The sequence below is a fragment of the Pseudomonas sp. JL23 genome (assembly GCF_056933585.1).
On the sequence record NZ_CM167795.1, the window covers coordinates 6702342 to 6723555 of the forward strand.

Sequence of the window (21214 nt, forward strand, 5' to 3'; positions counted from 1 at the left end):
ATCAGGCGACGGGAGGTTGCGGTACCAGGCTTTGCATGGCCTGTTTCCAGGCAGGTTCGTGGAACGGAATATCGGCGGTGGTGGTGGTCAGAGTGGTGATCAGCACCGCTGGCTGACGCTCGACAAATACCTGGCGCAGCATCAGCTCGCGGCCTTCTCGTTGCCAGGTGTAATCGAGCAATGTCGCGGTATGCCCGTGGAGCACAAAGTCCCAGCGTTTGATCAGCTGGAAGCCCGGCAACTGACGCCCGGCGTTATCCAGTTGCGTGGCGATGTAATCGGCAAATAGCGTAGTGCCACGACTGGCATCGCGACTGATCACAAAGCTGGCTTCCTTGGCACTGCCGGTCGCAGGCAGCTTGAAGATATTGATGCTCTGATCCTGCCAGGCATCAGGGATATCGAGATCGGCTTCCTGGATTCGGTATTGGGCCACAGTGCTTCGCTTTCCATAGAGATGAGTGACGCGCGAAATTTTCGAGCAACGTGTCGCAACAAGCAACGACGGGGTGCTCAGGGCATGGGCTGCGTCTCGCTTTTGCCACAATCAGGGGTCAACATGCAGGCCTTTGAGACACTGAATCGGGTAAATCGGTTCAGATGTGAGCGAAATGTCCGCAGCGGGGTCACACTTATTTATCAACTCAAGCAGTCAATCGGGCATGATGCGCAGCGCGGGCGAATCAGTTGCCCTCGGGCAAGGTAATCGACGAAGGAGTCACGCGGTATGGCACAGAAAGAGTTGTTGACCGCTCTGGAAGCATTGATCGATTTGCTGAAACAAGACGGCAAGCAAGGGCCTGCGGGGCTGTTGCAGAAAGTAGCCGACGAAATCCGGGAAACCGGGGACCTGAATCGGGCGGCCAAGGGCCTGTCCGAGTTCCGTAATGAAGGTCATAACGAAGATTTCTCGAATGACGAGGAAGATTTGCTGGATGACGTGCTGGATCAGGCAGCCATGTACGTAGGCAATCGCCCCTGAAGTGATGCAGCCATAGCGAAAGGCTTACATGCCATCGCGGCATTTCACCCTGTCATGTCCGACAAGGCTTGAGTAAGATTGGATCCAACGACTGATGCACAGGGAGCGCATCAGGATCAGGGACGATCGACCATGGCCGGGACGGCTTTCTGACAGGATGTCGGGATGGTCTTGAGAAAAACCCGCTTCGGCGGGTTTTTTTGTGCCTGTCAAAAAGTGGTGCCGTGGGATGCGGCCACCTGAATGGCGCTCACAACCAACTGAACGACCTATATAAAGCACCTTAATCGACCCTTGCCTTTCTTTAATAAGATGATGGCCATCCTGTACCAGCCTTATACAATTACAGTGACGGCGATATGACAGCATCTGTAACTAACCGCGTACAAACATGAACATAAGTTTACGTTAGGCAAGCCAACGTAAATTTAATGAAAAGATTGTCACTCCACTAATTTCAGGGCGTAGGCTCTCGATCTTATTCCACACCCGCTACAGGCCACTCCGATGAATCGCTTACTCTGGAAGTTGCTTCCAAAGACGCAGCGTGAATTATTGCTTGAGCGTCTTCCCGTCATTGATCGGCAGGTCGTGAACAAGACGCTGTCCGGCAGAAACCGCTTCCCTGCGGCCTTTGACCACCTGGAGTGCGTGTTTATCCACGTCCCCAAGTGCGCGGGCAGTAGCGTGGCAACAGCGCTGTTCGGCAGTACGCCGACCGGGCACATGCCACTGTATTGGTACGAGAAGCAGTTCAACGATCGTTATCAGCACTACTTCAAATTCGGCTTTGTCCGCGACCCGCTACAGCGGGCCTGGTCGGCTTACAGTTACTTGTTGCAGAACCCGCAAACTCGTGACAAGGCCGCCTACGAACTGGTGAGTAAGTACCCAAGTTTCAATGCCTTTATCGATAACTGGCTGCACCCGGAAAACCTGACTAAACAGATTCACTTCGCGCCACAGTATTACTTCCTGCAAAACGCCATGGGCAGCATTGAAGTTGACTTCATCGGCCGCCAGGAAAACCTCGACGCCGACTTCCGCACCTTGTGCGAGCACCTGCACGTCAAGGCCGAACTGCCCCACATCAACCGTTCACCGGCACCGACCCACGACCCGGCTTCGTTCTCCAGCGCGGCCGTGCGCCGTCGTGTCCGGGATGTCTATGCACGAGACTACGAGTTATTCGCCTATGACTGATATCAAACTCCCGGAACGGCGCCCGACCCTTATAGCGCCTGTCATGATGGTCGAGCGCAGCCAGCGCGAAGGCATGAAACAACAGCGCGCCTGCTGTATATGGTTGACCGGGCTGTCCGGCGCGGGCAAATCCACCCTGGGCAATCGTCTGGATCAGTCTCTGCAAGCCAGCGGCCTGCACAGTTACATGCTCGACGGCGATCACCTGCGCCAGGGGCTCTGCCAGGACCTGGGCATGAGCGATGGCGACCGTCACGAGAACATCCGGCGCATTGCCGAAGTCGCGAAGTTGATGGTCGATGCCGGGCTGATTGTGATCGTTTCGGCCATCTCGCCCTTTCGCGCCGACCGTGATCCCGTCAGGCAGCATCTGAATGACGATCAGTTCATCGAGATCCACGTCAACACGCCCTTGAGCGAATGCGCCCGCCGCGACGCCAAGGGTCTGTACCGCGCCGTCCGCGAGGGGCGGATCAAGAACTTCACGGGTATCGATAGCCCTTACGAAGCGCCGCTGAATCCGGAATACAGCATCGATACCAGCCACGACGACGGCAGCCGCCTGATCGAGCAGTTGGTGGTTCAGCAGATGGGCGGGATGCGCGAGCAGATGGTGGTGCGCGATGCGATGAGGTTTATCAGCGGGGTTTAAGCAAGGATCAACGAATATCTGATTGTGGGAGCGAGGCTTGCCCGCGAAGAGGCCGGAACATCCGACGCATTTTTCGCGGGCAAGCCTCGCTCCAACAGAAACCTTCTTACTCCGCCGCCTCCCCACTACCACCCAACTGCCCAACCTTGCTGGTCACATTGTTGATGAACTGCTCAAGCGGCATTTTCTCGCCGTTGAAGTCCACAATGTTCGCGGCGTAATGCAGGCTGGAAACCACGTTGTCGCCTTCGACCTTGGCGATCTGCAGGGCGGTTGCCATGCCAGCGACCATGTCGGCTGCGGCATCGCCCTGTTCGTTCATGGTCTTGGCATCGAGCTGGTCACCCAGGGTGAACTTGGCTTGCAGGATCGACAGGTCTTTCATCATCGGCTTGGACAGGACCAGTTTGGCGTCCAGTTGCGAGATGGCGTTCTTGCCCAGGTCAGCCGAGCTTTCCTGTTGATCCAGCTTGCCCGGATCGGCCAGGTCGACAGCCAGGCTCATATGGCTTTCGCCGTTGGCGGTCTTGAGGCCCAGCTTGCTCAGTTCGACGTGAGGCTTGCCGGCCAGGAGTTTTTCCAGCTCGGCGTTGAGCCAGTCCTGATCGGCCTTGCTCAGGTTCAGCTCGAATGGGCGTTCGGCCAGGGCTGCGGCCTGTTGTTGAGGCATGATCTTGGTCTGGTACAGCTGGTACAGCGCCTGAGTTGCGGTGACATCGAAGTTGCTGAACTTCCAGGCCATCGAAGCCGAACCGATATCATTGCCGTTGAAGCTGATCATGCCGATGTCGTAGTTGATCTGCCCGGCCAGATTGCCGCCTTCTTCCTGCATCAGGTTGGTGTTGGCGAAGTTCTTGAGGACAACAGGCGGCGTACCGGCGGCTTCCACCGACAGGTTGTCGAATTTGACGTTGGTGTGGCCCAGGTAGAACCCGGATTTACCCTTGGTGCCGCCGGTGTCGAAGGTCATGCCTTTGAATTCGATTTTCATCGGCTGATCTTCGCCGATGATATCCAGCACCAGGTTGTCCAGATTGCCGACAGCCTTGATTTTCTCGGCTTCAGCGGTGCCTTCGAAGTTGAGATTCAGGCCGGAGAAGTTCACGGTGTTGCCCGCGTCCTTGATCTCCAATGGTGTCAGTTGCAGGTTACCGGCGACCGCGCGGTCGTAGCCGACGACAACGTCACCGTGCAGTGGCGCTACACCCTTGGTCACGGCGTACCACTTCTCGGTCATCTCGGTTTTTTCCAGCTCGAACCGGCTCAGGGCCATGACCGGCACCAGGTTCAGCTTCTTCAGGCGAGAGAAAGGAATCGGCCCGTGTTCAATATGATCGACGAACTGGAAGACGACGTCTTTGTTGCCTTCGGACAGGTTCTCGTCATGAATCTTCAGGCTGTAGTGGGCAACGCTACTGAAGGTGCCGCGCTCAAGCGAGGTCAGCTCGACGCTCATCTTGTTATCGCGGCCCAGAGAGCCATTGATCTGTGCGTTGGTCTTGTCGATCGAGTCTCGCAGCACACCTTCAAGGCGTGTGCCCGTGTACCACGCTCCGCCAGTGGCCAATGCCCCTGCAACGACGATGACGCCTACTACGATGCCTGCTGTTTTGCTCATGTGTTAACTCGACCGTGTCCGTATGTTGGATGGAAACTCTTCCCTGATCCCTCGGTGGGCCGGGGTGACCGGGCAACCGTAGGGCTGCCGCAAATCGGGGGAGAGGTTATCACTTGGGGCTTGCCATCACCCAGCCTTGTGCCCGTTGTGTGGCGTACTGCGCTTTTTTCCGGAAGCTGTGACCTGCGCGATGGCATTTCGTGCGGCGACGAAGGGATAGTTGCTAGCCATTTTCTTTATGCAAGTTGTAGGCTGAGACCTATTTCAAAAAACAACACGAGATTTTCGATAATGAGCGCACAGCAAAACCCGCGTGGTCCGGTCAAAGCGGTGATTTTCGATATGGATGGCTTGCTGCTGGACACCGAGGGTGTCTACACCGAAGTCACCGATTTGATTGCAAAACGCTACGGCAAGAGCTTCGATTGGGCGCTCAAGCAGAACACCATCGGCCGTGGTGCCCGGGATTTCTCTGAATACGTGATCAATGCCCTGGAGCTACCGCTCTCGGTGGACGAGTTCCTCGAAGTGCGCCAGCCCATGCTCGACGAGCGCTTCCCCCTCGCCCTGCCGATGCCTGGCGCTGAAGCACTGGTACGGCATCTGGCGGCCAGTGGCATCCCCATCGCCGTCGGCACCAGTTCGTCGATCCATTACTTCCACGCCAAGACCGAGCGCCATCAGGCCTGGTTCGAACTGTTCGAAACCGTGGTCACGGCGGATCACCCTGAAGTCGGCGCGGCCAAACCAGCGCCGGATATCTTCCTGGTTGCGGCGAGCAAGCTCGGCGTTGATCCCGCTGATTGCCTGGTCTTCGAAGATTCGCCTTTCGGCGTCACCGCCGCCAAGGCTGCCGGGATGTATGCCGTGGCGGTGCCGGACTCGCATATGCCGCTTGAGCAGTACGAGCATGCGGATCTGGTGCTGGGATCGCTGGCTGATTTTCCGTTGCAGGCCTGGGGGTTGCCGGGGATGAAGGCGTAGGCGGCACGCCATCACGTGGAAAAAACACTACCGATGTGGGACCGGCTTTAGCCGGGAAGACGCAGGCAGGAACGATATATTTTTATTGTCTGTTACACCGCCTTCCCGGCTAAAGCCGGTCCCACAGAGATCATTCCAATTCAGGCGATGGCCTTCAGGTCCACCCCCAACGCCGCCGCGAAGGCTTTGACCTGAGGGCTGCGCGGGGTGTTGTGGCGCAGGATCAGGCTCAAGGATGTGCTGATGCTGATGGTCTGCGGGCACAGCGCGCGCAAGGTGCCGTTGCTGATCAGGGGCGCAGCGTAGTGCTCTGGCAGGAAGCCGATAAAGCGTCCGGTCAGGATCAGCATGGCCACCGCCTCGACCTGGGAAGCCGCAGGCGCCTGGCTGCTGTAATTGACGAACTGGGCCTTGTCGTTGTGAATGGCGTAGCGGTGATTGATCACTTCGTACTGACGTAATACTTCACCATCGATCTGATCGGCAGCGACGTCAAATAACCCATGACCACGGGCGCAGTACACCAGGGATCGTTCTTCATACAACGGGAAATAATCAAACTCTTCACGACGCTGATACACCGGCACGATGCCGACAATCAAACGCCCTTCCACCACGCCGCGTTCAATTTCATCCAGTTGCGCCGCATGCAGGCGCAGTCTTACTTTCGGCGCTTCATCATGTAACTTGCGCAGTGCGGCAATAAGCGGTGAATGAACATCGGACAGGGTGTTATCAATCACGCCAATATTCAAATCACCGATCAGTTCGTTTTGTGCCGAACTAAGCCGATCACGAAAACTGTCCACCGAGGCAAATAAATCAATTGACGCCTGATAGACCAGTTTGCCTTCCTCGGTCAGGCAAAAGCCCTCCCGGCCCCGCGTACACAGGCGCATGCCGATACGGATTTCCAGGTCGGAAATCTGCTTGCTGATCGCTGCAAGGCCTACATTCAGCTCGTTTTGCGCGGCACTGAAACCACCGGCTTCGACCACCGCCTTGAACACCCGCAGCAATTTGAAATCCAGCCCGCTGAGCGATAACGGAGGTCGACTTGCCGGCCGGGGCGGCAAGTTTCCAGAAGTGGAAAGTGGGGTTTCCATAAAACTGATTGACCTCGTTCGCCATATTCAACAGGCTTTGACCTACAACAAGAACATAGCCGAGCCGCAATAATGAACATAGATAATGGCCATTGGCAACCTTGAATCGACTTCTCCGATCAGCGTGAACAGCGCCGATGTAAAGCAGATTAAAACCTGACATATCGATCAGGACCTGAACCTTCGCAACTGCCCTCCGAAACCGGCAACGCCATACCCGCCATGGCCTGTTGTTATTTATTCGTGTTTTCGAAAGAGGAACCTGCAATGTCCGAATCTACCGATCGCCTCTGGGGTGCACGCTTCAAGAGCGGCCCGGCCAAAGCGCTGGCGGCGTTGTCGCGTTGCCCAGACGATTACTTCCGCCTGACGCCCTACGACCTCGCTGGCTCCCGTGCCCATGCCCGTGAATTGCAGCGCGCCGGTCTGCTCGACGAAGCAGAAACCCAGGCCATGCTCGAAGCGCTGGACGGCATCGGTAACGACTTTCGCGAAGGCCGCCTGCAGCCCGTGCCGGGCGACGAAGATGTGCATACCTTTATCGAGCGCGTGCTGACCGAACGCCTTGGCGCCCTGGGTGGCAAGCTGCGCGCCGGGCGTTCACGCAACGACCAGACCGCCAACGACCTGCGCCTGTTCCTGCGTGACCATGCCCGCCTGATTGCCAGCGAAGTACTGAACCTGCAACAGGCCCTGGTGATGCAGGCCGAGCAGCATATCGAGAGCATCTGCCCCGGCTTCACGCATTTGCAGCAGGCTCAACCCATCGTCTTCGCCCACCACTTGCTGGCGCACTCCCAGGCCATGCTGCGTGACGTGCAGCGCCTGGTCGACTGGGATGCGCGCACGGCGCTGTCACCGCTGGGTGCTGCGGCCATGGCCGGTTCCGCCATTGCCCGCCAGCCGGAATTGTCGGCCAGGGAAATGGGCTACGACGGTACTTGCGAGAACTCTATCGATGCCGTAGCCAGCCGCGATCATGTCGCTGAGTTCCTGTTTGCCGCGAGCATGCTGGGGGTGAATATTTCCCGCCTGGCGGAAGAGTTTTGCCTGTGGTCTTCGCGGCAGTTTCGCTGGGTGCAACTGGACGACGGCTACGCCACCGGCAGCTCGATCATGCCGCAGAAGAAGAATCCGGACATTGCCGAGCTGGCGCGGGGCAAGGCGGGTCGCCTGATCGGCAATCTGACCGGCTTGCTCTCGACCCTCAAATCCCTGCCGCTGTCGTATAACCGCGACCTCAGCGAAGACAAGCATCACGTCCTCGACACCGTGGACACCCTGCTGCTGGTGCTCCCCGCCATGGCCGGGATGGTCGCGACCATGCAGGTCCAGGTCGATGAGCTGCGCCGTCAGGCGCCTCTGGGCTTCACCCTGGCCACCGAAGTAGCGGACTGGCTGTCGCTGCGTGGCGTGCCGTTCAAGGTCGCCCACGAGATCACCGGCGCCCTGGTGCAGTTGTGTGAGCAGCATCAGCTGGAGCTGTGGGAGGTCACCCCGGCCATGCTTGCCGAAGTCGACGAACGTCTGACCCCCGAAGTGCGCGACTGCCTGACCCTGGAAGCCGCCATCGCCGCCCGCAGCGGACGCGGCGGCACGGCCCCGGAGCGGGTGCGCGAGCAGTTGCAAAGGCTCAAGACCGCGCTGGACGGGCAGCAGCAGTGGACCGAGGCCTATTCAGGTTTCCGGATCTGACTGTGGGAGCCTCGAGGCCGAGCGTGTCTTTTATTTTTGCTTGATGAGAACCCCATGAACCAAAACGAAACCGCGCGTTTGCAGCAAGCACGCAAAAAGACTGAGGATCAGTTCGATATCACTCAGTACGAGCATGTCCCGCGTCGTTACTACGGCCGGATTTTTTTCGCGACCCTGATCGTCATCGCCCTGTTCGGCCTGGCCCGGGCCTTTGCCAAAGGGCAGATCGAGTGGTCGTATATCGGTGAATTCCTGACCTCCCAGGCGATCCTCTGGGGCCTGGCCAACACCATCATCATGTCGATCCTGGCCATGGCCTTGGGTGTAGTGATCGGGGTTATTGCAGCGATCATGCGCATGTCGCAGAACCCGATCCTGCGCTATGTAGCCATCACCTACACCTGGCTGTTTCGCGGCACGCCGCTGATCCTGCAACTGCTGCTGTGGTTCAACCTGGCGCTGATCTTCCCGGTGATCGGCATTCCCGGCATGCTGCAGTTCGATACGGTGAGCATGATGACGCCCTTCGTTGCTGCGCTGCTGGGCCTGAGCATCAACCAGGGCGCCTACACCGCCGAAGTGGTGCGCGCCGGCCTGCTGTCGGTGGATACCGGCCAGTATGAAGCGGCCAAGTCCATCGGCATGCCGCGCCTGCAGGCCCTGCGCCGCATCATCCTGCCCCAGGCCATGCGGGTGATCCTGCCGCCGGTAGGCAACGAATTCATCAGCATGGTGAAGATGACCAGCCTGGCCAGTGTCATCCAGTACTCCGAGCTGCTTCACAACGCCCAGAACATTTACTACGCCAACGCCCGCGTGATGGAGCTGCTGATCGTCGCCGGTATCTGGTACCTGGCCGTGGTCACCGTTCTTTCATTCGGTCAGAGCCGTCTGGAGCTGCGTTTTGCGCGCGGCGCCGGCAAGCGCTCGTAAGACGGCCCGAGGAGACTTACCCATGAGAAGCATCGCCAAGGCCGTCAACCTGCATAAGTATTACGACAGTTTCCACGCCCTCAAGGACGTCAGCCTGGAAGTGGACCAGGGCGAGGTGCTGTGCATCATCGGCCCGTCCGGTTCGGGCAAGAGCACCTTGCTGCGCTGCGTTAACCAGCTGGAAAAGATCGACAAGGGCGGCCTCTGGGTCGACGGCGAACTGGTCGGCTATCGCGTGGTCGGCAACAAGCTGCACGAGATGACCGATGCCCAGGTCGCCCGCCAGCGCCTGGCGACCGGCATGGTATTCCAGCGTTTCAATCTGTTTCCGCACATGACCGTGCTGCAAAACATCATCGAAGGCCCCTGCCAGGTGCTCAAGCGTTCGCCCAAGGAAGCCCAGGAAGATGCGCTGGAGTTGTTGGCCAGGGTCGGCCTGGCCGACAAGCGCGGCGCCTATCCGGTGGAGTTGTCCGGCGGCCAGCAGCAGCGCGTGGCGATTGCCCGCGCGCTGGCGATGCGGCCCAAGCTGATGTTGTTCGATGAACCCACTTCTGCCCTCGACCCGGAGCTGGTTGGCGAAGTGTTGTCGGTGATGCGCGACCTGGCGCACAGCGGCATGACCATGATCGTCGTGACCCATGAATTGGGCTTCGCTCGCGAAGTGTCCAACCGCATGGTGTTCATGGACGGCGGCCAGATAGTGGAAGCCGGCAGCCCGGAAGACATTCTAATAAGTCCACAAAACCCTCGTACGCAAAGCTTCATTTCTGCCGTTCGCACTTAAATTTCAGAATAAACGGGAACGCCCCATGAAGAACTTCAAACACCTGATCGTCCCTACCCTGCTCGTCGGCCTGATGAGCTGCGCCACGGCCTTCGCCGCAGTGCCCGCCAGCATCAAGGAAAAGGGCGTGATCATCGCCGCCATCGTGCCTAACTATCCGCCGATGGATTTCAAGGACACCGCCACCAATACCCTGACCGGCCTGGATGTCGATCTGGGCAACACCCTGGCTGAGCGTCTCGGGGTCAAGGTTGCCTGGCAGGAAACCGCTTTCGAGCAGATGGTCAGTGGCCTGGTCACTAAACGTTTCGACATCATTTTGTCGGGCATGACCGATACAGCTGAACGCCAGAAGTCCGTAACCTTCGTCGACTATTTCACCAGCGGCCCGCAGCTCTACACCCTGGCCAAGCGTAGCGACATCGAGAAACTGACTGACCTGTGCGGCAAGAAAGTCGGCACCAGCCGTCGCACCACCTGGCCAGCGGAAATCGCCGAGTGGAGCAAGGCCAACTGCGAAGCGGTGGGCAAGCCGGCTATCGAAGTGATCGGTTCAGAAGGTTCGGCCGATGCCCGCGCGCAACTGCGCCAGGGCCGTCTGGACGCAGCCATGCAAGGCAGCGAGACCATTCCATACCTGATGAGCCTGGAGAAGGACACCTACAAGCCCATCGGCCTGGCGATCTCCAAACAGTTCACCGGTCTTGGCGTCAACAAGGCCAATCCTGAACTGGCGACCGCCATCGCCGAGACCCTGCAGGCCATGGTCGATGACGGCACCTACGGCAAGATCCTGAAGAAGTGGGGTCTGGAAGATGGTGCAGTAGCGAAGATCGAGACGAATAAAGGGCAGTGATTGTGACGGGGCTGCTGCGGTGGCTCCCGGCAAATAAACGCTTTGTTCTGTAGGACCGGCTTTAGCCGGGAGGGCGCTCTCCCGGCTAAAGCCGGTCCTACGGTGTTGCCGTACGACAAGGACTTCAAAACACTGTGGCTACCTACTCGCTGGTCATCCGCCGTCTGATGATTTGCTCGCTGACCATCGTGGTCAGCCGGGCGATCACCAGCCCCCTGCTGACGTTGTTACTCAGCAGACGGCTGGGCCTGGATCAACAGGACGTCGGACTGCTGATGGGCATTGCGGTGTTCCTCGCAACCCTGCTGGGACTGTACGGCGGCTACATCATCGACCGCCTGGAAAAGCGCAAGCTGCTGATCATGGCCATGCTGTCCAGCTCGATCGGCTTCGCCCTGCTGACCTTTGCCCACAACCTGTACCTGACTACCCTGACTCTGGTGATCACCGAAACCGCTTCGGCGCTGTTCCTGATCGGCTCCAAGGCGATCATCAGTGAAAACCTGGCCATCGGCCTGCGCGCCAAGGTGTTCTCCCTGCGCTACACCCTGACCAATATCGGTTACGCCACCGGCCCCATGCTGGGCGTGATCATTGCCGGGCATCTGCCATTGGCGCCCTTTCTGATCGCCAGCGGCATTGCCTTTGGCAGTATCTTCCTGATGATCGGCATCCCGCCGAGCCCACGTGACGAGCAGGCAAAGCCCCAGAGTTTTCTCGCCACCCTGATCACGCTGAAAAACGACCGCACGTTGATTCTGTTCACCGGCGGCAGCCTGCTCAGCACCATCGTGCACGGGCGCTACACCCTGTACCTGTCGCAGTTCCTGTTGGTCACTGACAGCGCCGACAACGCGCTGAAAATTCTTTCCGCCGTGCTCGCCTGCAACGCCATCACGGTGATCCTGATGCAGTACCAGATCGGCCGCTTTCTCAAGCGTGAGCAGCTGCCGTACCTGATCGTCCTCGGCACCGTGCTGTTCGCCGCCGGGCTGATCGGCTTCAGCTTCGCCCACAGCCTGGTGGCGTGGTGCGCCGCCATGTTTGTCTTCACCCTCGGCGAGATGATCATTTACCCGGCCGAGTATCTGTTCGTCGACACCATTGCCCCGGAGGCCCTGCGCGGCAGTTATTACGGCGCGCAGAATCTGGCGGCCTTCGGTGGCGCGCTGAGCCCGGTGATCTGCGGTTATCTGCTGATCAATACACCGCCGGCGAGCATGTTTTATGTGCTCAGCGGCCTGACCCTGTTGGGCGGTGCCTTATGCTTCATCAGCGGACGTCGGGCCAGACTGCCCGGCGCAGAGCCGTCGTCTGTGGGCTAGGCTCCTTCCCGATCCGGGACAAAGAGACCAGTATGTCGTCTGTCCTGTCTCTCCCACTCACGACCATGAGGATATCGAGCATGATTTATCGCACGCTGGGCCAATCAGGCCTGAAGGTTTCCACGCTCACCCTGGGCGCCATGATGTTCGGCGAACAGACCAGTACTGAAGAGTCGCTGCGCATCATCGACAAGGCCTGGGACCAGGGTGTGAATTTCATCGACACGGCGGACGTGTATAACGCCGGTCGCACGGAAGAGATCGTCGGCGAAGCCATTGCTTCGCGACGCAGTGACTGGGTACTGGCGACCAAAGTGGCCATCGGCCCGGCGGACGGTGTGCCCAATCGTGCCGGCCTGAGCCGCAAACATATCTTCAATGCCATCGATGCCAGCCTGACGCGCCTGGACACCGACTATGTGGATATCTATTACCTGCACAAGGAAGATCACAACACGCCACTGGAGGTGACCGTATCGGCCATCGGCGATCTGATCCGCCAGGGCAAGATCCGCTACTGGGGCCTGTCGAACTATCGCGGCTGGCGCATCGCCGAGATCGTCAACATTGCTCAGCGCCTGGGCGTGGATAAGCCGGTGATCAGCCAACCGCTGTACAACATCGTCAACCGCCAGGCCGAGATCGAGCAGATCACCGCAGCTGCCTACCATGGGCTCGGCGTCGTACCTTATAGCCCCCTGGCTCGCGGCGTGCTCAGCGGCAAATACGCGCCCGACGCCACGCCGGACAGTAACAGCCGCGCCGGACGCCAGGACAAGCGCATCCTGGAAACCGAGTGGCGTACCGAGTCACTGCAGATCGCTCAGCAGATCCAGCAATACACCCGCGACAAGGGCGTCGGCATCGTCGAGTTCGCCATTGCCTGGGTACTGAACAATCAGGCCGTGACCTCTGCCATTGTCGGACCGCGTACCGAGCAGCAGTGGGACACCTACACCAAGGCGCTGGAAGTCAAAATCAACGCAGAAGATGAAGCCTTCATCGACTCACTGGTAACGCCGGGACACGCCTCGACACCCGGCTTCAACGACCTGCAACATTTTGTCTCAGGCCGTTTACAGCGCTGAGCAACCCTGAGGATGCGGTGCCAGAGCCACCGCATCTCCAGCCAGTCTGGCGAACGCCTCCGCTCGTCCTTTTGCCCTACCGTTAGCGGCGTCAAAAAAGGTTAAGATGGCGCCCTCTGACCCTCTCCCCCCTTGTCGACGTCAAATAAATGACCTTTAAGTGTTCCTTGACGACAAGGCGACCGTGTTGAGGCGGAAGGTGTAACTCGCATCTACCCTTGGTTTGACAAGTAGTCATGCACTACCTAGGGTGACTTGGATCCAATGTTTAGCCTGGCCTAGATAGAAAAATATGGTAACGCGCGAAACCGGTAAGGAAAGCTTCCTGTGTCGGGTGCTAGGGAATGAGCAACCTCCCGCACACCTGGCTCGGGGCATCATTGAAGAAAAATTGCGCAGCGCCATTCTCGATGGTCGCCTGCCCAGTGGTACGGCGTTGCGCCAGCAAGAACTGGCAACCCTGTTCGGCGTCAGCCGCATGCCGGTGCGCGAAGCCCTGCGCCAGCTAGAAGCGCAGTCGCTGTTGCGGGTCGAAACCCATAAAGGTGCCGTCGTCGCCCCGCTGATCAGCGAAGATGCGTTCGATGCCTATGCCCTGCGCAGCCTGCTTGAATCCGAAGCCCTGCGTCAGTCGATCCCGCTGCTCGACGAGCAGGATCTTGCCCAGGCCTGTCATTACATCGAGTTGCTGGAAGTCGAAACCGACTACAGCGAAATGGGCCGTCTCAACCGGCTGTTCCATATGTCGCTCTATGCCAAGACCCCTAACAAGCGCTTGCTTGCCCTGGTCGCCGAAGGCTTGAGTGAAGAGGAGCGTTTTCTGCGCTTCAACCTGTCGGACATGGGCCTGGGCAAGCTGTCCCAGGAAGATCACTGGCATCTGTTCGAACTGGCGCGGGACAAGCAGGTCGAGCAAACCGTCCAGGCGTTGCAGCATCACTTGCAACGTGGCGTCCAGGCGATCACACGCTACCTTGCCAGCCGCCCCTCCCCCAGCGATAAACCGGTACGCGCACGCAAAAAAGCCAGCACCTGAACAGGCCCTGATCACTCGGCAATCGCGCAGGTAGCCAGGCACACTGGCTGCCACGCGCGGCTGTCGCCCTCAGGCCGATGACCTCCCGCTTGCTTGCTACGCCCTCCCTCAGCTACACGTCCTCGATTGGTCCCCTCATTGAATCAGGCACACTCGGCAGCGTCGGCGCGGGTGTCGACCGCTGCTGTGTCTGTTAGCGCGGATAAAATCCTCGCCATGAATCGGAGCAGGACGTTTCTTTACTCAACCGGCGTAGGAAAAGGAGTTTCTTGACGGGCGAAAAGACCTTGAGACCTGGGTTTCAAGGTCGCCCCTTAAAAAAACAAAAACCGGACTCACTCATATAACGGCAATGCTGAACGAGGCATTCGTTCATTATTTATAATTCTGATCCTAATCGATTGGAAGGATTGCCTACAGCCAAATAAAACTTGAGATAAAAGTTTTATTACCCTCGTTCACACCCCAAAAACAACCAACTTACAAATTATAAAAAAGTGTTTGCAGCACGGATTGAAAGTGTTCTAACTTTTATTTGCGTCACAACAAACCGAGTATCGCGACCCCTGAAATCTTTCAACGGGCCACTTATATTCATTCGAACAATTTATACCTGCATCAAACTTCGTGCTTTCCGGATTCCGACCAAGGAAATAGCCCCGTGCCCGGCCGGACGGAATCATGATGTTTATACACGTACAACTTGAAGCGTCACCCAAGCAACAAACCGTTTAAAAATACACTTATCGAGGGATCGCCATGTATTGCCAAAAAACGCTATTGAGTCGCAAAAAATCCGAACTCAGCAATCACCCCGTTTTCGCTGAAATACACTCACTGACTATTCTCCGGCGCTTTATGGAAACCCATGTTTTTGCTGTATGGGATTTCATGTCATTGACCAAACGCCTGCAACAGGAACTCACCTGCACGACCCTGCCCTGGCTGCCGCCCAAAGATGCCAAGGCCGCACGCCTGATCAATGAAATCGTACTGGGAGAAGAGTCCGATGATCGACTGCAGCACGGACATTACAGCCATTTCGAGCTGTATCTGGATGCGATGCGTGAAATTGGCGCCGACACCACGAAAATCGAACACTTCGTCGCCCTGCAACAGGCCGGCACACATTACCGCACCGCGCTGCATCACGTAGACGCCGACCATGCCGCCAGCGGCTTCGTGATCCACACACTGGAAACCGCGTTGCATGCACCTGCGCACTGCGTTGCAGCGGCCTTTCTGCATGGCCGGGAGAGCGTCATTCCGCAGATGTTCCAACGCATCCTCGATGACTGGGGCATTACCGGTAATCAGGCACCCACTTTCCGCTATTACCTGCAGCGCCATATCGAAGTGGACTCTGAAGATCACGGGCCCGCCGCCGAGGAGCTGCTGGCGCGGCTGATCGAGGGTGACGAGCAGCGGCAGAACGAGGTGTATGCCTCGGCCATTGCCGCTGTGGAGAGCCGCATCACGCTGTGGGACACCCTGCGCCAGAGCATGCGCGCTGAATCTTCGGCCTGCGCATCCGACGCCGTTGGCTTCTGAACACGACCTAAAAGGACGCAATCATGAAAAGCGAAGAGTATGTGTCGTTCGTCGATGCCTGGGAGGGTCGCGCAACCATTCGTACGCGCCCGCGCCGCATCGTCGAGAATGATCAGAAACTAATCTACCCCCTGAGCCGTCAGCCTCTGGTGCTGAGCGAAACCTTTACCCGGGAATGCCCGCAGCTGCGCGACTTCGCCCTGGTGCAGAGCCTCTACAAGTTCATCAACGACGTGGTGATCTTCGAGACCGAGATCGTCGACAAGACCGCCCGCAGTATCGCCAAGAACCACTTTGCCATCCGTTTCCCGTTCGCCTGCCGCTATGACGCCATGACCGTGGTCGTCGATGAGGACTACCACGCGCTGGTGGCCATGGACTTCATGCAGCAGACCATTGCCATGACCGGTATCGAACCCATCGAGTTGCCCGGCGAAATAGAACTGAGCCGGGCGATTCCCGCCGCACTGGCCATGGCTCCGGAGCATCTGCTCAGCGCCGTCGAGCTGATCTGCGTAGCTATTGCCGAGAACACCGTGACCAACGATGTTGCCGCCTTCGCCAAGGACGACTCGGTCAAGCAATCGGTCAAAGGGCTGATGGCTGATCACCTGCTGGACGAGGGCCGTCACTCGGGCTTCTGGTCGCGGCTGGTGCGTATCTACTGGCACACCGCGACGGACGCCGACCGCGAGTGCATCGCGCGGATCATGCCGGTGTTTATCGCTCAATACCTGACTCATGCCATTCAGAAAGACTTCGACTTCAGGTTGATCGAACACCTGGCCGTGAGCGAGGCGGTCAAGCAGGCCCTCAAGGAAGAAACCAGCGCGATGACCTTTCCGATCAACCGCCATCACCCGTTGATTGGCAACATCATCCGCTTCTTCAAGGCCAGCTCGATGCTCGATGCACCGTGCGTACAACAAGCTCTGGCGGACTACCTGCCAGGCCAGGGGGTGCTGCAATGAAGCGCCTGGAGATCGTCCTGATCGGCCAGAGCCTGACCCTCGGTGAGCTGAGCAACGAGCTGCTGGATCATGGCCACCAGGTGCATCATTTCTCTCAAGCGTCAGCATTTGAAAGCGAGCAGCTCACCGGCGCCGATCTGCTGATCGAGGACGGCAGCCTGGAGCTGTCGGAGCAGCGCCTGCAGGCATTCGGCCGGCCCGAGCATTTGGGATTGCGCGTCGGCCAGGGCGCCGGGCAGGTCGAAGGCCTGCCACGGCTTGAACTGTTGTGCTGGCTTGGCTCGGCGACGGCGCAGCGTCTGATCGTGCGGCAATGGCTGGATGCCCGGACCTTCGGCAACGGCCGCATGCTCCATGATGCAGCAGTAATGGCACTGGTCGAGATCGCCGCGCTGCAGGTCAGCCGCCGATCACGGGATGCCGATTACTTGCAGCACTCGCCAACCGTAGAGGCACCGCACAGTGAATGGCAGGACGAGCTATGCGCCATCGACCGTCTGCTATTGCGCCACCGCTTCAACCAGACCCGGCAAGCCCATTTACTGACCCTGGCCGAAACACCCCTGATCGCCCGCCTGCAGGACAGTCTGCTGACTTTCGCCGAGCGACCTGCCCTGAGCATTGCGGGCCAGCGACTGAGCTATCGCGACCTGCACGGCTACAGTCTGGCGATCCAGCAGGCGTTGCTGCCATTGCTCAAGGTGCCGGAAGGTGAGCAGGCGGTGATTGGCCTGTGCCTGCCCAAGTCGACGGCGTTGTTCGCGGGCATCCTGGCAATCCTCGGCAGCGGCGCGATCTATCTGCCGCTGGACCCGAGCCAGCCCGTCGCGCGGCAACAGTACATTCTGGAAAACGCCGGGGCCGTGCTGCTCCTGCATGACGGTACACATCCCTTGGCGGCAAGCGGGTTTGCAGCACTGGATATCAGCGCTATCGAGCCCCTGGCCAGCCTCCGGCCATTGATGCTGGCACAACCACCCAGCGACGCACCGTGCATGGCGCTCTATACCTCCGGCACCACCGGCAAGCCCAAGGGCGTGCTGCTCAGCCAGCGCAATCTCAGCCACTTCAGCGCCTGGTATGCCGAATATGTGGCGCTGTCAGAGCACAGCCGGGTCCTGCAATTCTCGACCTTGAGTTTCGATTCGTCGCTGATCGATATTTTCCCGACCTGGCTGAGCGGTGCCGAACTGGTGGTGGCTAGCGAAGATCAGCGGCGCGATCCTCTGCAACTGGTCGAGCTGATCCGCAATAACCTCAGCCACGCCTTTCTGCCCCCGGCCTTGCTCAGCGTGCTGCCCCTGGAGCAACTGACCGGGCTCGAACACCTGATGACTGGCGGCGACGTCTGCGAGCCCTGTGTCATTGAGCAACTGACCCGTCAGTGCCACTTCCATAATCTGTATGGCCCGACCGAGGCCACGGTTTTGATCACCGCAGGCGAGTTCCGGCCGGGCAGCAGCAATCGAAACCTGGGGCGGCCCATTGCCAATAGCCAGGTGCTGATTCTCGATGAGCAGGGGCGGCCCGTGCCGGAACAGACTCAGGGCGAGCTGTATATCGCCGGGCCCGGTGTCTGCCTCGGCTATTTGAATAACCCAACCCTGAGCGCCGAACGTTATGTGACGCTGCAACTGCCTGGCGGCGAGTCACTGTCGGCTTATCGCAGTGGTGATATGGCCAAGTGGACCGACGACGGTATTGAGCTGTGCGGGCGCCGTGACAATCAGGTGAAGATCCGCGGCTTCCGGGTCGAGCCGGAGGAGATCGAGCATTGCCTGCGCGACAGTCAGCTGTATCGGCAAGTGGCGGTGGTGATCGACGGGCAGCGGCGGATCCTTGCGTTCCTGGCACAGCCTGTTGATGCCCAGGCCGGGGATGCGCTCAAGGCTCATGTCGAGAGTCTGTTACCCGACTATATGCGGCCGACGGCCTATACCGAACTGGCGAGCATGCCCTTCGCCAATAACGGCAAAGTCGACCGCGCGCGATTGCTGGAAATACCGATCAGCTTTACCGACGCTCAACCTCATCGCCCGGCACAGACCGCGCAGGAACAACAACTACTGGAGTTATGGGCCGAGTTACTGGAACTGCCTGAAGGGGATGTTTCCACCGACGAGAGCTTCTTCAATCTGGGCGGTCATTCGATCCTGCTGTCACGGATGTTGCTGGGTATCCGTGAACGCTTTGGCCGCAGCATACCGATCAATCGTTTTATCGAAGCACCGACGATTCTGACCCTGGCGAGTTTGCTCGATAGCGAGGAGCCTGCGGCCTACAGCATCAGCCCCCAGGCGATCTTTGATGCCAGTGCCGATCTGCAGATGCCGATCCTGCCGTTCAGCCGGCTGGGGGATGTGCATAAGGTCATCGTCACCGGAGCCAATGGTTTTCTCGGTGTGCATATCGTTGAAGCGCTATTGAACTGGGGCAGTAGCGAGATTGCTTGCCTGGTACGCGCGGGGTCGGGGCAAAGCGCAGAAGAACGCTTTATGCGCGCCTTGAAGGAGAACCGCCTGGAGCACCTGGATCTGAGTCGGGTGAAGGTCCATGCGGCCGATATCACCCAACCGCAGCTGGGTCTGGACAACGAAACCTATGAGCGTCTGGATCGGGACTTTGGCGTATTGGTACACAACGCCGCCAATGTGAACCATGTGCAGGACTACGAAAGCCTGGTCAGGGATAACGTGGCGCCGATCTTCGAGTGTCTGCGCCTGTGCGAAGGGCGCAGCAAGAAGATCTTCAACTTCGTCTCGACGCTGTCCGCCTCCAGCGCCATCGACAGCGGTGGCAATGTCCTGGAACAACCGGCGGCCGCTACTCCGCCGATCTACATCAAGAACGGCTACAACCTGTCCAAATGGGTGGCTGAGCGCATCCTGCAACGGGCCAGGGATCAGGGCGCCTGGGTGAATATCTATCGCCCCGGCAACATCGCCTTCAACAGCCACACCGGTGTCTGCCAGCCGCACAAGAACCGCCTGATGCTGATGCTCAAGGGCTCGCTACAACTGGGCCAAGTGCCGGAGTTCAGCATGAACTTCGACCTGATGCCAGTGGACTTCCTCGCACGCTTCATCGGTTTTCATGCCAGCCGTTATCAGGCCCATCACGCCGTCTTCAACCTGCATAACCCCGAGCCCCTGAGCTGGAACGGCTATGTCGAGGCGTTCCGTGAGGCCGGGCGCGAATTCGAGATTGTCAGCGTGAGTCACTGGCAGAGCCAGTTGGGACGGGTCGACAGCCAGAACGCGCTGTTCGGCGTGCTGGGCTTCTATCTGGGTGGCTTTGAAGAAGATATCGGCGACATCTCGATGATCGAGCATCACAACGCCCAGGCCGGCATACAGCGCATGGGCGAGCGCTACCCGCAGAAGACCCCGGCGCTGCTGCGCAAGGGCTGCGATTACCTGAAAGAAATCGCATTCATCTAAATCCAAGGAGAACACCATGAACAACCCTCTGAAACCCGACACCCTGATCAAAGACCTGCAAGGCCCACTGGTTGTATACCGTGTGGACGTTGCTGCGGATGCGCAAAGCGTGTGGGCAATCGTCGGTAACTTTGCAGGCTTTCCCGCATTCATTCCGGCCTTGGCGTCCTGTGAGATGACGGGGGAAGGCGTGCGGTCGGTACGCAAGAAGCTGTTCAAGGACGGTAACGTGGTAATCGAACAGCTCAATAGCCGTGATGAGCAGGCCCTGTGCATGACCTGGACGCTGATCTACACCTCGTTGCCGATAGGCAACTTGTGGGCGGCCATGAGCGTCGAGGCCCTGGGTGACCAGCACTGCAGCGCGACCTGGAGCATCATCGGTGAGCCGTCGGCGCAATGGCCGACATCAACCGCTGAGTTTCAGGCCTTTCTGCAGGGCTTTGCTGATGACGCCATGAACAACGTGCGTAATCTGTTCCAATAGCTGGCAGCCCATAAAGCAAAAACCCCGTCTGCTTGCGCAAACGGGGTTTTTTAATTGAATCTTGACGATGACCTACTCTCACATGGGGAAACCCCACACTACCATCGGCGATGCATCGTTTCACTGCTGAGTTCGGGATGGGATCAGGTGGTTCCAACGCTCTATGGTCGTCAAGAAATCTGGTTGCTGATCCGTCATCAGGTGACGTGTCAACGAATTTTGATGTTCTCTACTTAAAAGACAAAACCCCATTTGCTTTCGCAAATGGGGTTTCGGAATTTAATCTTGACGATGACCTACTCTCACATGGGGAAACCCCACACTACCATCGGCGATGCATCGTTTCACTGCTGAGTTCGGGATGGGATCAGGTGGTTCCAACGCTCTATGGTCGTCAAGAAATTCGGGTACTGACTCGTGACCAGATGGCCTCGCTTCAGCAAATCGGGTATGTGATATCGGTGTTTTGTGAGTCGCAAACTTTCGGTTTGTGCGTCTTC

The 21214-nt window shown here is 58.5% G+C and carries 18 protein-coding genes and 2 rRNA genes; 15 read left to right on the forward strand and 5 right to left on the reverse strand.

Going from position 1 to position 21214, the window contains the following annotated elements:
* Position 1: 1 nt before the first annotated feature.
* On the reverse strand, positions 2-436 hold the full coding sequence (locus tag AC1Z24_RS30650; RefSeq protein WP_483743963.1) for a DcrB-related protein: 435 nt from the start codon (positions 434-436) through the stop codon (positions 2-4).
* A 291-nt stretch (positions 437-727) separates the two neighbouring features.
* Here AC1Z24_RS30650 and AC1Z24_RS30655 point away from each other — a divergent pair, with 291 nt between their 5' ends.
* The 3 genes from AC1Z24_RS30655 (at position 728) to cysC (ending at position 2837) form a co-directional block, all read left to right on the forward strand.
* A complete protein-coding gene (locus tag AC1Z24_RS30655) occupies positions 728-982 on the forward strand; it encodes a hypothetical protein (RefSeq protein ID WP_483743964.1) in 255 nt (84 codons plus the stop codon).
* Positions 983-1489: 507 nt separating this feature from the next.
* Positions 1490-2185, forward strand: a complete 696-nt coding sequence (locus AC1Z24_RS30660; RefSeq protein WP_259111095.1) for a sulfotransferase family protein — start codon at positions 1490-1492, stop codon at positions 2183-2185.
* Positions 2178-2837 (forward strand): adenylyl-sulfate kinase, encoded by a 660-nt coding sequence (cysC, locus tag AC1Z24_RS30665; RefSeq protein ID WP_483743965.1) that lies wholly within the window; start codon positions 2178-2180, stop codon positions 2835-2837. The genes AC1Z24_RS30660 and cysC overlap by 8 nt, the downstream gene beginning before the upstream one ends.
* Positions 2838-2943: 106 nt before the next feature.
* On the opposite strand, the gene AC1Z24_RS30670 is transcribed toward cysC, so the two are convergent.
* Positions 2944-4455, reverse strand: coding sequence for a YdgA family protein (locus AC1Z24_RS30670; RefSeq protein ID WP_483743966.1), 1512 nt, complete (start codon positions 4453-4455; stop codon positions 2944-2946).
* A 291-nt stretch (positions 4456-4746) separates the two neighbouring features.
* Here AC1Z24_RS30670 and AC1Z24_RS30675 point away from each other — a divergent pair, with 291 nt between their 5' ends.
* A complete protein-coding gene (locus AC1Z24_RS30675) occupies positions 4747-5439 on the forward strand; it encodes an HAD-IA family hydrolase (RefSeq protein ID WP_259111098.1) in 693 nt (230 codons plus the stop codon).
* 140 nt (positions 5440-5579) lie between these two features.
* Here the strand turns inward: AC1Z24_RS30675 and AC1Z24_RS30680 are convergent, their stop codons facing one another.
* Positions 5580-6545: a LysR family transcriptional regulator gene (locus tag AC1Z24_RS30680; RefSeq protein ID WP_483743967.1), complete on the reverse strand. Its 966-nt coding sequence runs from the start codon at positions 6543-6545 to the stop codon at positions 5580-5582.
* 267 nt (positions 6546-6812) lie between these two features.
* On the opposite strand from AC1Z24_RS30680, the gene argH reads away from it, so the two are divergent.
* The 11 genes from argH to AC1Z24_RS30735 all read left to right on the forward strand — a co-directional run bounded on the left by argH (position 6813) and on the right by AC1Z24_RS30735 (position 20714).
* Positions 6813-8240, forward strand: a complete 1428-nt coding sequence (gene argH / locus AC1Z24_RS30685) for an argininosuccinate lyase (protein WP_483743968.1) — start codon at positions 6813-6815, stop codon at positions 8238-8240.
* 54 nt (positions 8241-8294) lie between these two features.
* The gene (locus AC1Z24_RS30690) at positions 8295-9173 is read left to right on the forward strand and encodes an amino acid ABC transporter permease (RefSeq protein WP_483743969.1); all 879 of its coding nucleotides are present in this window, start codon (positions 8295-8297) and stop codon (positions 9171-9173) included.
* A gap of 22 nt (positions 9174-9195) precedes the next feature.
* A complete protein-coding gene (locus AC1Z24_RS30695; protein WP_483743970.1) occupies positions 9196-9960 on the forward strand; it encodes an amino acid ABC transporter ATP-binding protein in 765 nt (254 codons plus the stop codon).
* Positions 9961-9985: 25 nt separating this feature from the next.
* Positions 9986-10816, forward strand: a complete 831-nt coding sequence (locus tag AC1Z24_RS30700) for an ABC transporter substrate-binding protein (protein ID WP_483743971.1) — start codon at positions 9986-9988, stop codon at positions 10814-10816.
* 134 nt (positions 10817-10950) lie between these two features.
* The gene (locus AC1Z24_RS30705; RefSeq protein ID WP_483743972.1) at positions 10951-12141 is read left to right on the forward strand and encodes an MFS transporter; all 1191 of its coding nucleotides are present in this window, start codon (positions 10951-10953) and stop codon (positions 12139-12141) included.
* An 80-nt stretch (positions 12142-12221) separates the two neighbouring features.
* Positions 12222-13229, forward strand: coding sequence for an aldo/keto reductase (locus AC1Z24_RS30710; protein WP_483743973.1), 1008 nt, complete (start codon positions 12222-12224; stop codon positions 13227-13229).
* 292 nt (positions 13230-13521) lie between these two features.
* Complete coding sequence (locus AC1Z24_RS30715) at positions 13522-14265, forward strand: GntR family transcriptional regulator (RefSeq protein WP_483743974.1); 744 nt, start codon at positions 13522-13524, stop codon at positions 14263-14265.
* Between the two features lie 759 nt (positions 14266-15024).
* Positions 15025-15816: a DUF3050 domain-containing protein gene (locus tag AC1Z24_RS30720; protein ID WP_483743975.1), complete on the forward strand. Its 792-nt coding sequence runs from the start codon at positions 15025-15027 to the stop codon at positions 15814-15816.
* Between the two features lie 23 nt (positions 15817-15839).
* Entirely contained in the window at positions 15840-16787 is a 948-nt protein-coding gene (locus AC1Z24_RS30725) for a diiron oxygenase (RefSeq protein ID WP_483743976.1), read from the forward strand.
* Positions 16784-20227, forward strand: coding sequence for a non-ribosomal peptide synthetase (locus AC1Z24_RS30730; protein ID WP_483743977.1), 3444 nt, complete (start codon positions 16784-16786; stop codon positions 20225-20227). Before AC1Z24_RS30725 ends, AC1Z24_RS30730 begins: the two co-directional genes overlap by 4 nt.
* A 16-nt stretch (positions 20228-20243) precedes the next feature.
* A complete protein-coding gene (locus tag AC1Z24_RS30735; protein WP_483743978.1) occupies positions 20244-20714 on the forward strand; it encodes an SRPBCC family protein in 471 nt (156 codons plus the stop codon).
* 59 nt (positions 20715-20773) lie between these two features.
* On the opposite strand, the gene rrf (AC1Z24_RS30740) is transcribed toward AC1Z24_RS30735, so the two are convergent.
* Positions 20774-20889: ribosomal RNA gene (rrf, locus tag AC1Z24_RS30740) — 5S ribosomal RNA — on the reverse strand.
* Positions 20890-20997: 108 nt separating this feature from the next.
* Positions 20998-21113 (reverse strand): 5S ribosomal RNA (gene rrf / locus AC1Z24_RS30745).
* Positions 21114-21214: the final 101 nt, after the last annotated feature.

Coding starts and splice junctions, on each gene's coding strand:
- AC1Z24_RS30695 (WP_483743970.1), top strand. CDS start 9,196: ATGAGAAGCATCGCCAAGGCCGTCAACCTGCATAAGTATTACGACAGT.
- argH (WP_483743968.1), top strand. CDS start 6,813: ATGTCCGAATCTACCGATCGCCTCTGGGGTGCACGCTTCAAGAGCGGC.
- AC1Z24_RS30660 (WP_259111095.1), top strand. CDS start 1,490: ATGAATCGCTTACTCTGGAAGTTGCTTCCAAAGACGCAGCGTGAATTA.
- AC1Z24_RS30680 (WP_483743967.1), bottom strand. CDS start 6,545: ATGGAAACCCCACTTTCCACTTCTGGAAACTTGCCGCCCCGGCCGGCA.
- AC1Z24_RS30725 (WP_483743976.1), top strand. CDS start 15,840: ATGAAAAGCGAAGAGTATGTGTCGTTCGTCGATGCCTGGGAGGGTCGC.
- AC1Z24_RS30700 (WP_483743971.1), top strand. CDS start 9,986: ATGAAGAACTTCAAACACCTGATCGTCCCTACCCTGCTCGTCGGCCTG.
- AC1Z24_RS30735 (WP_483743978.1), top strand. CDS start 20,244: ATGAACAACCCTCTGAAACCCGACACCCTGATCAAAGACCTGCAAGGC.
- AC1Z24_RS30670 (WP_483743966.1), bottom strand. CDS start 4,455: ATGAGCAAAACAGCAGGCATCGTAGTAGGCGTCATCGTCGTTGCAGGG.
- AC1Z24_RS30720 (WP_483743975.1), top strand. CDS start 15,025: ATGTATTGCCAAAAAACGCTATTGAGTCGCAAAAAATCCGAACTCAGC.
- cysC (WP_483743965.1), top strand. CDS start 2,178: ATGACTGATATCAAACTCCCGGAACGGCGCCCGACCCTTATAGCGCCT.
- AC1Z24_RS30690 (WP_483743969.1), top strand. CDS start 8,295: ATGAACCAAAACGAAACCGCGCGTTTGCAGCAAGCACGCAAAAAGACT.
- AC1Z24_RS30710 (WP_483743973.1), top strand. CDS start 12,222: ATGATTTATCGCACGCTGGGCCAATCAGGCCTGAAGGTTTCCACGCTC.
- AC1Z24_RS30730 (WP_483743977.1), top strand. CDS start 16,784: ATGAAGCGCCTGGAGATCGTCCTGATCGGCCAGAGCCTGACCCTCGGT.
- AC1Z24_RS30715 (WP_483743974.1), top strand. CDS start 13,522: ATGGTAACGCGCGAAACCGGTAAGGAAAGCTTCCTGTGTCGGGTGCTA.
- AC1Z24_RS30675 (WP_259111098.1), top strand. CDS start 4,747: ATGAGCGCACAGCAAAACCCGCGTGGTCCGGTCAAAGCGGTGATTTTC.
- AC1Z24_RS30655 (WP_483743964.1), top strand. CDS start 728: ATGGCACAGAAAGAGTTGTTGACCGCTCTGGAAGCATTGATCGATTTG.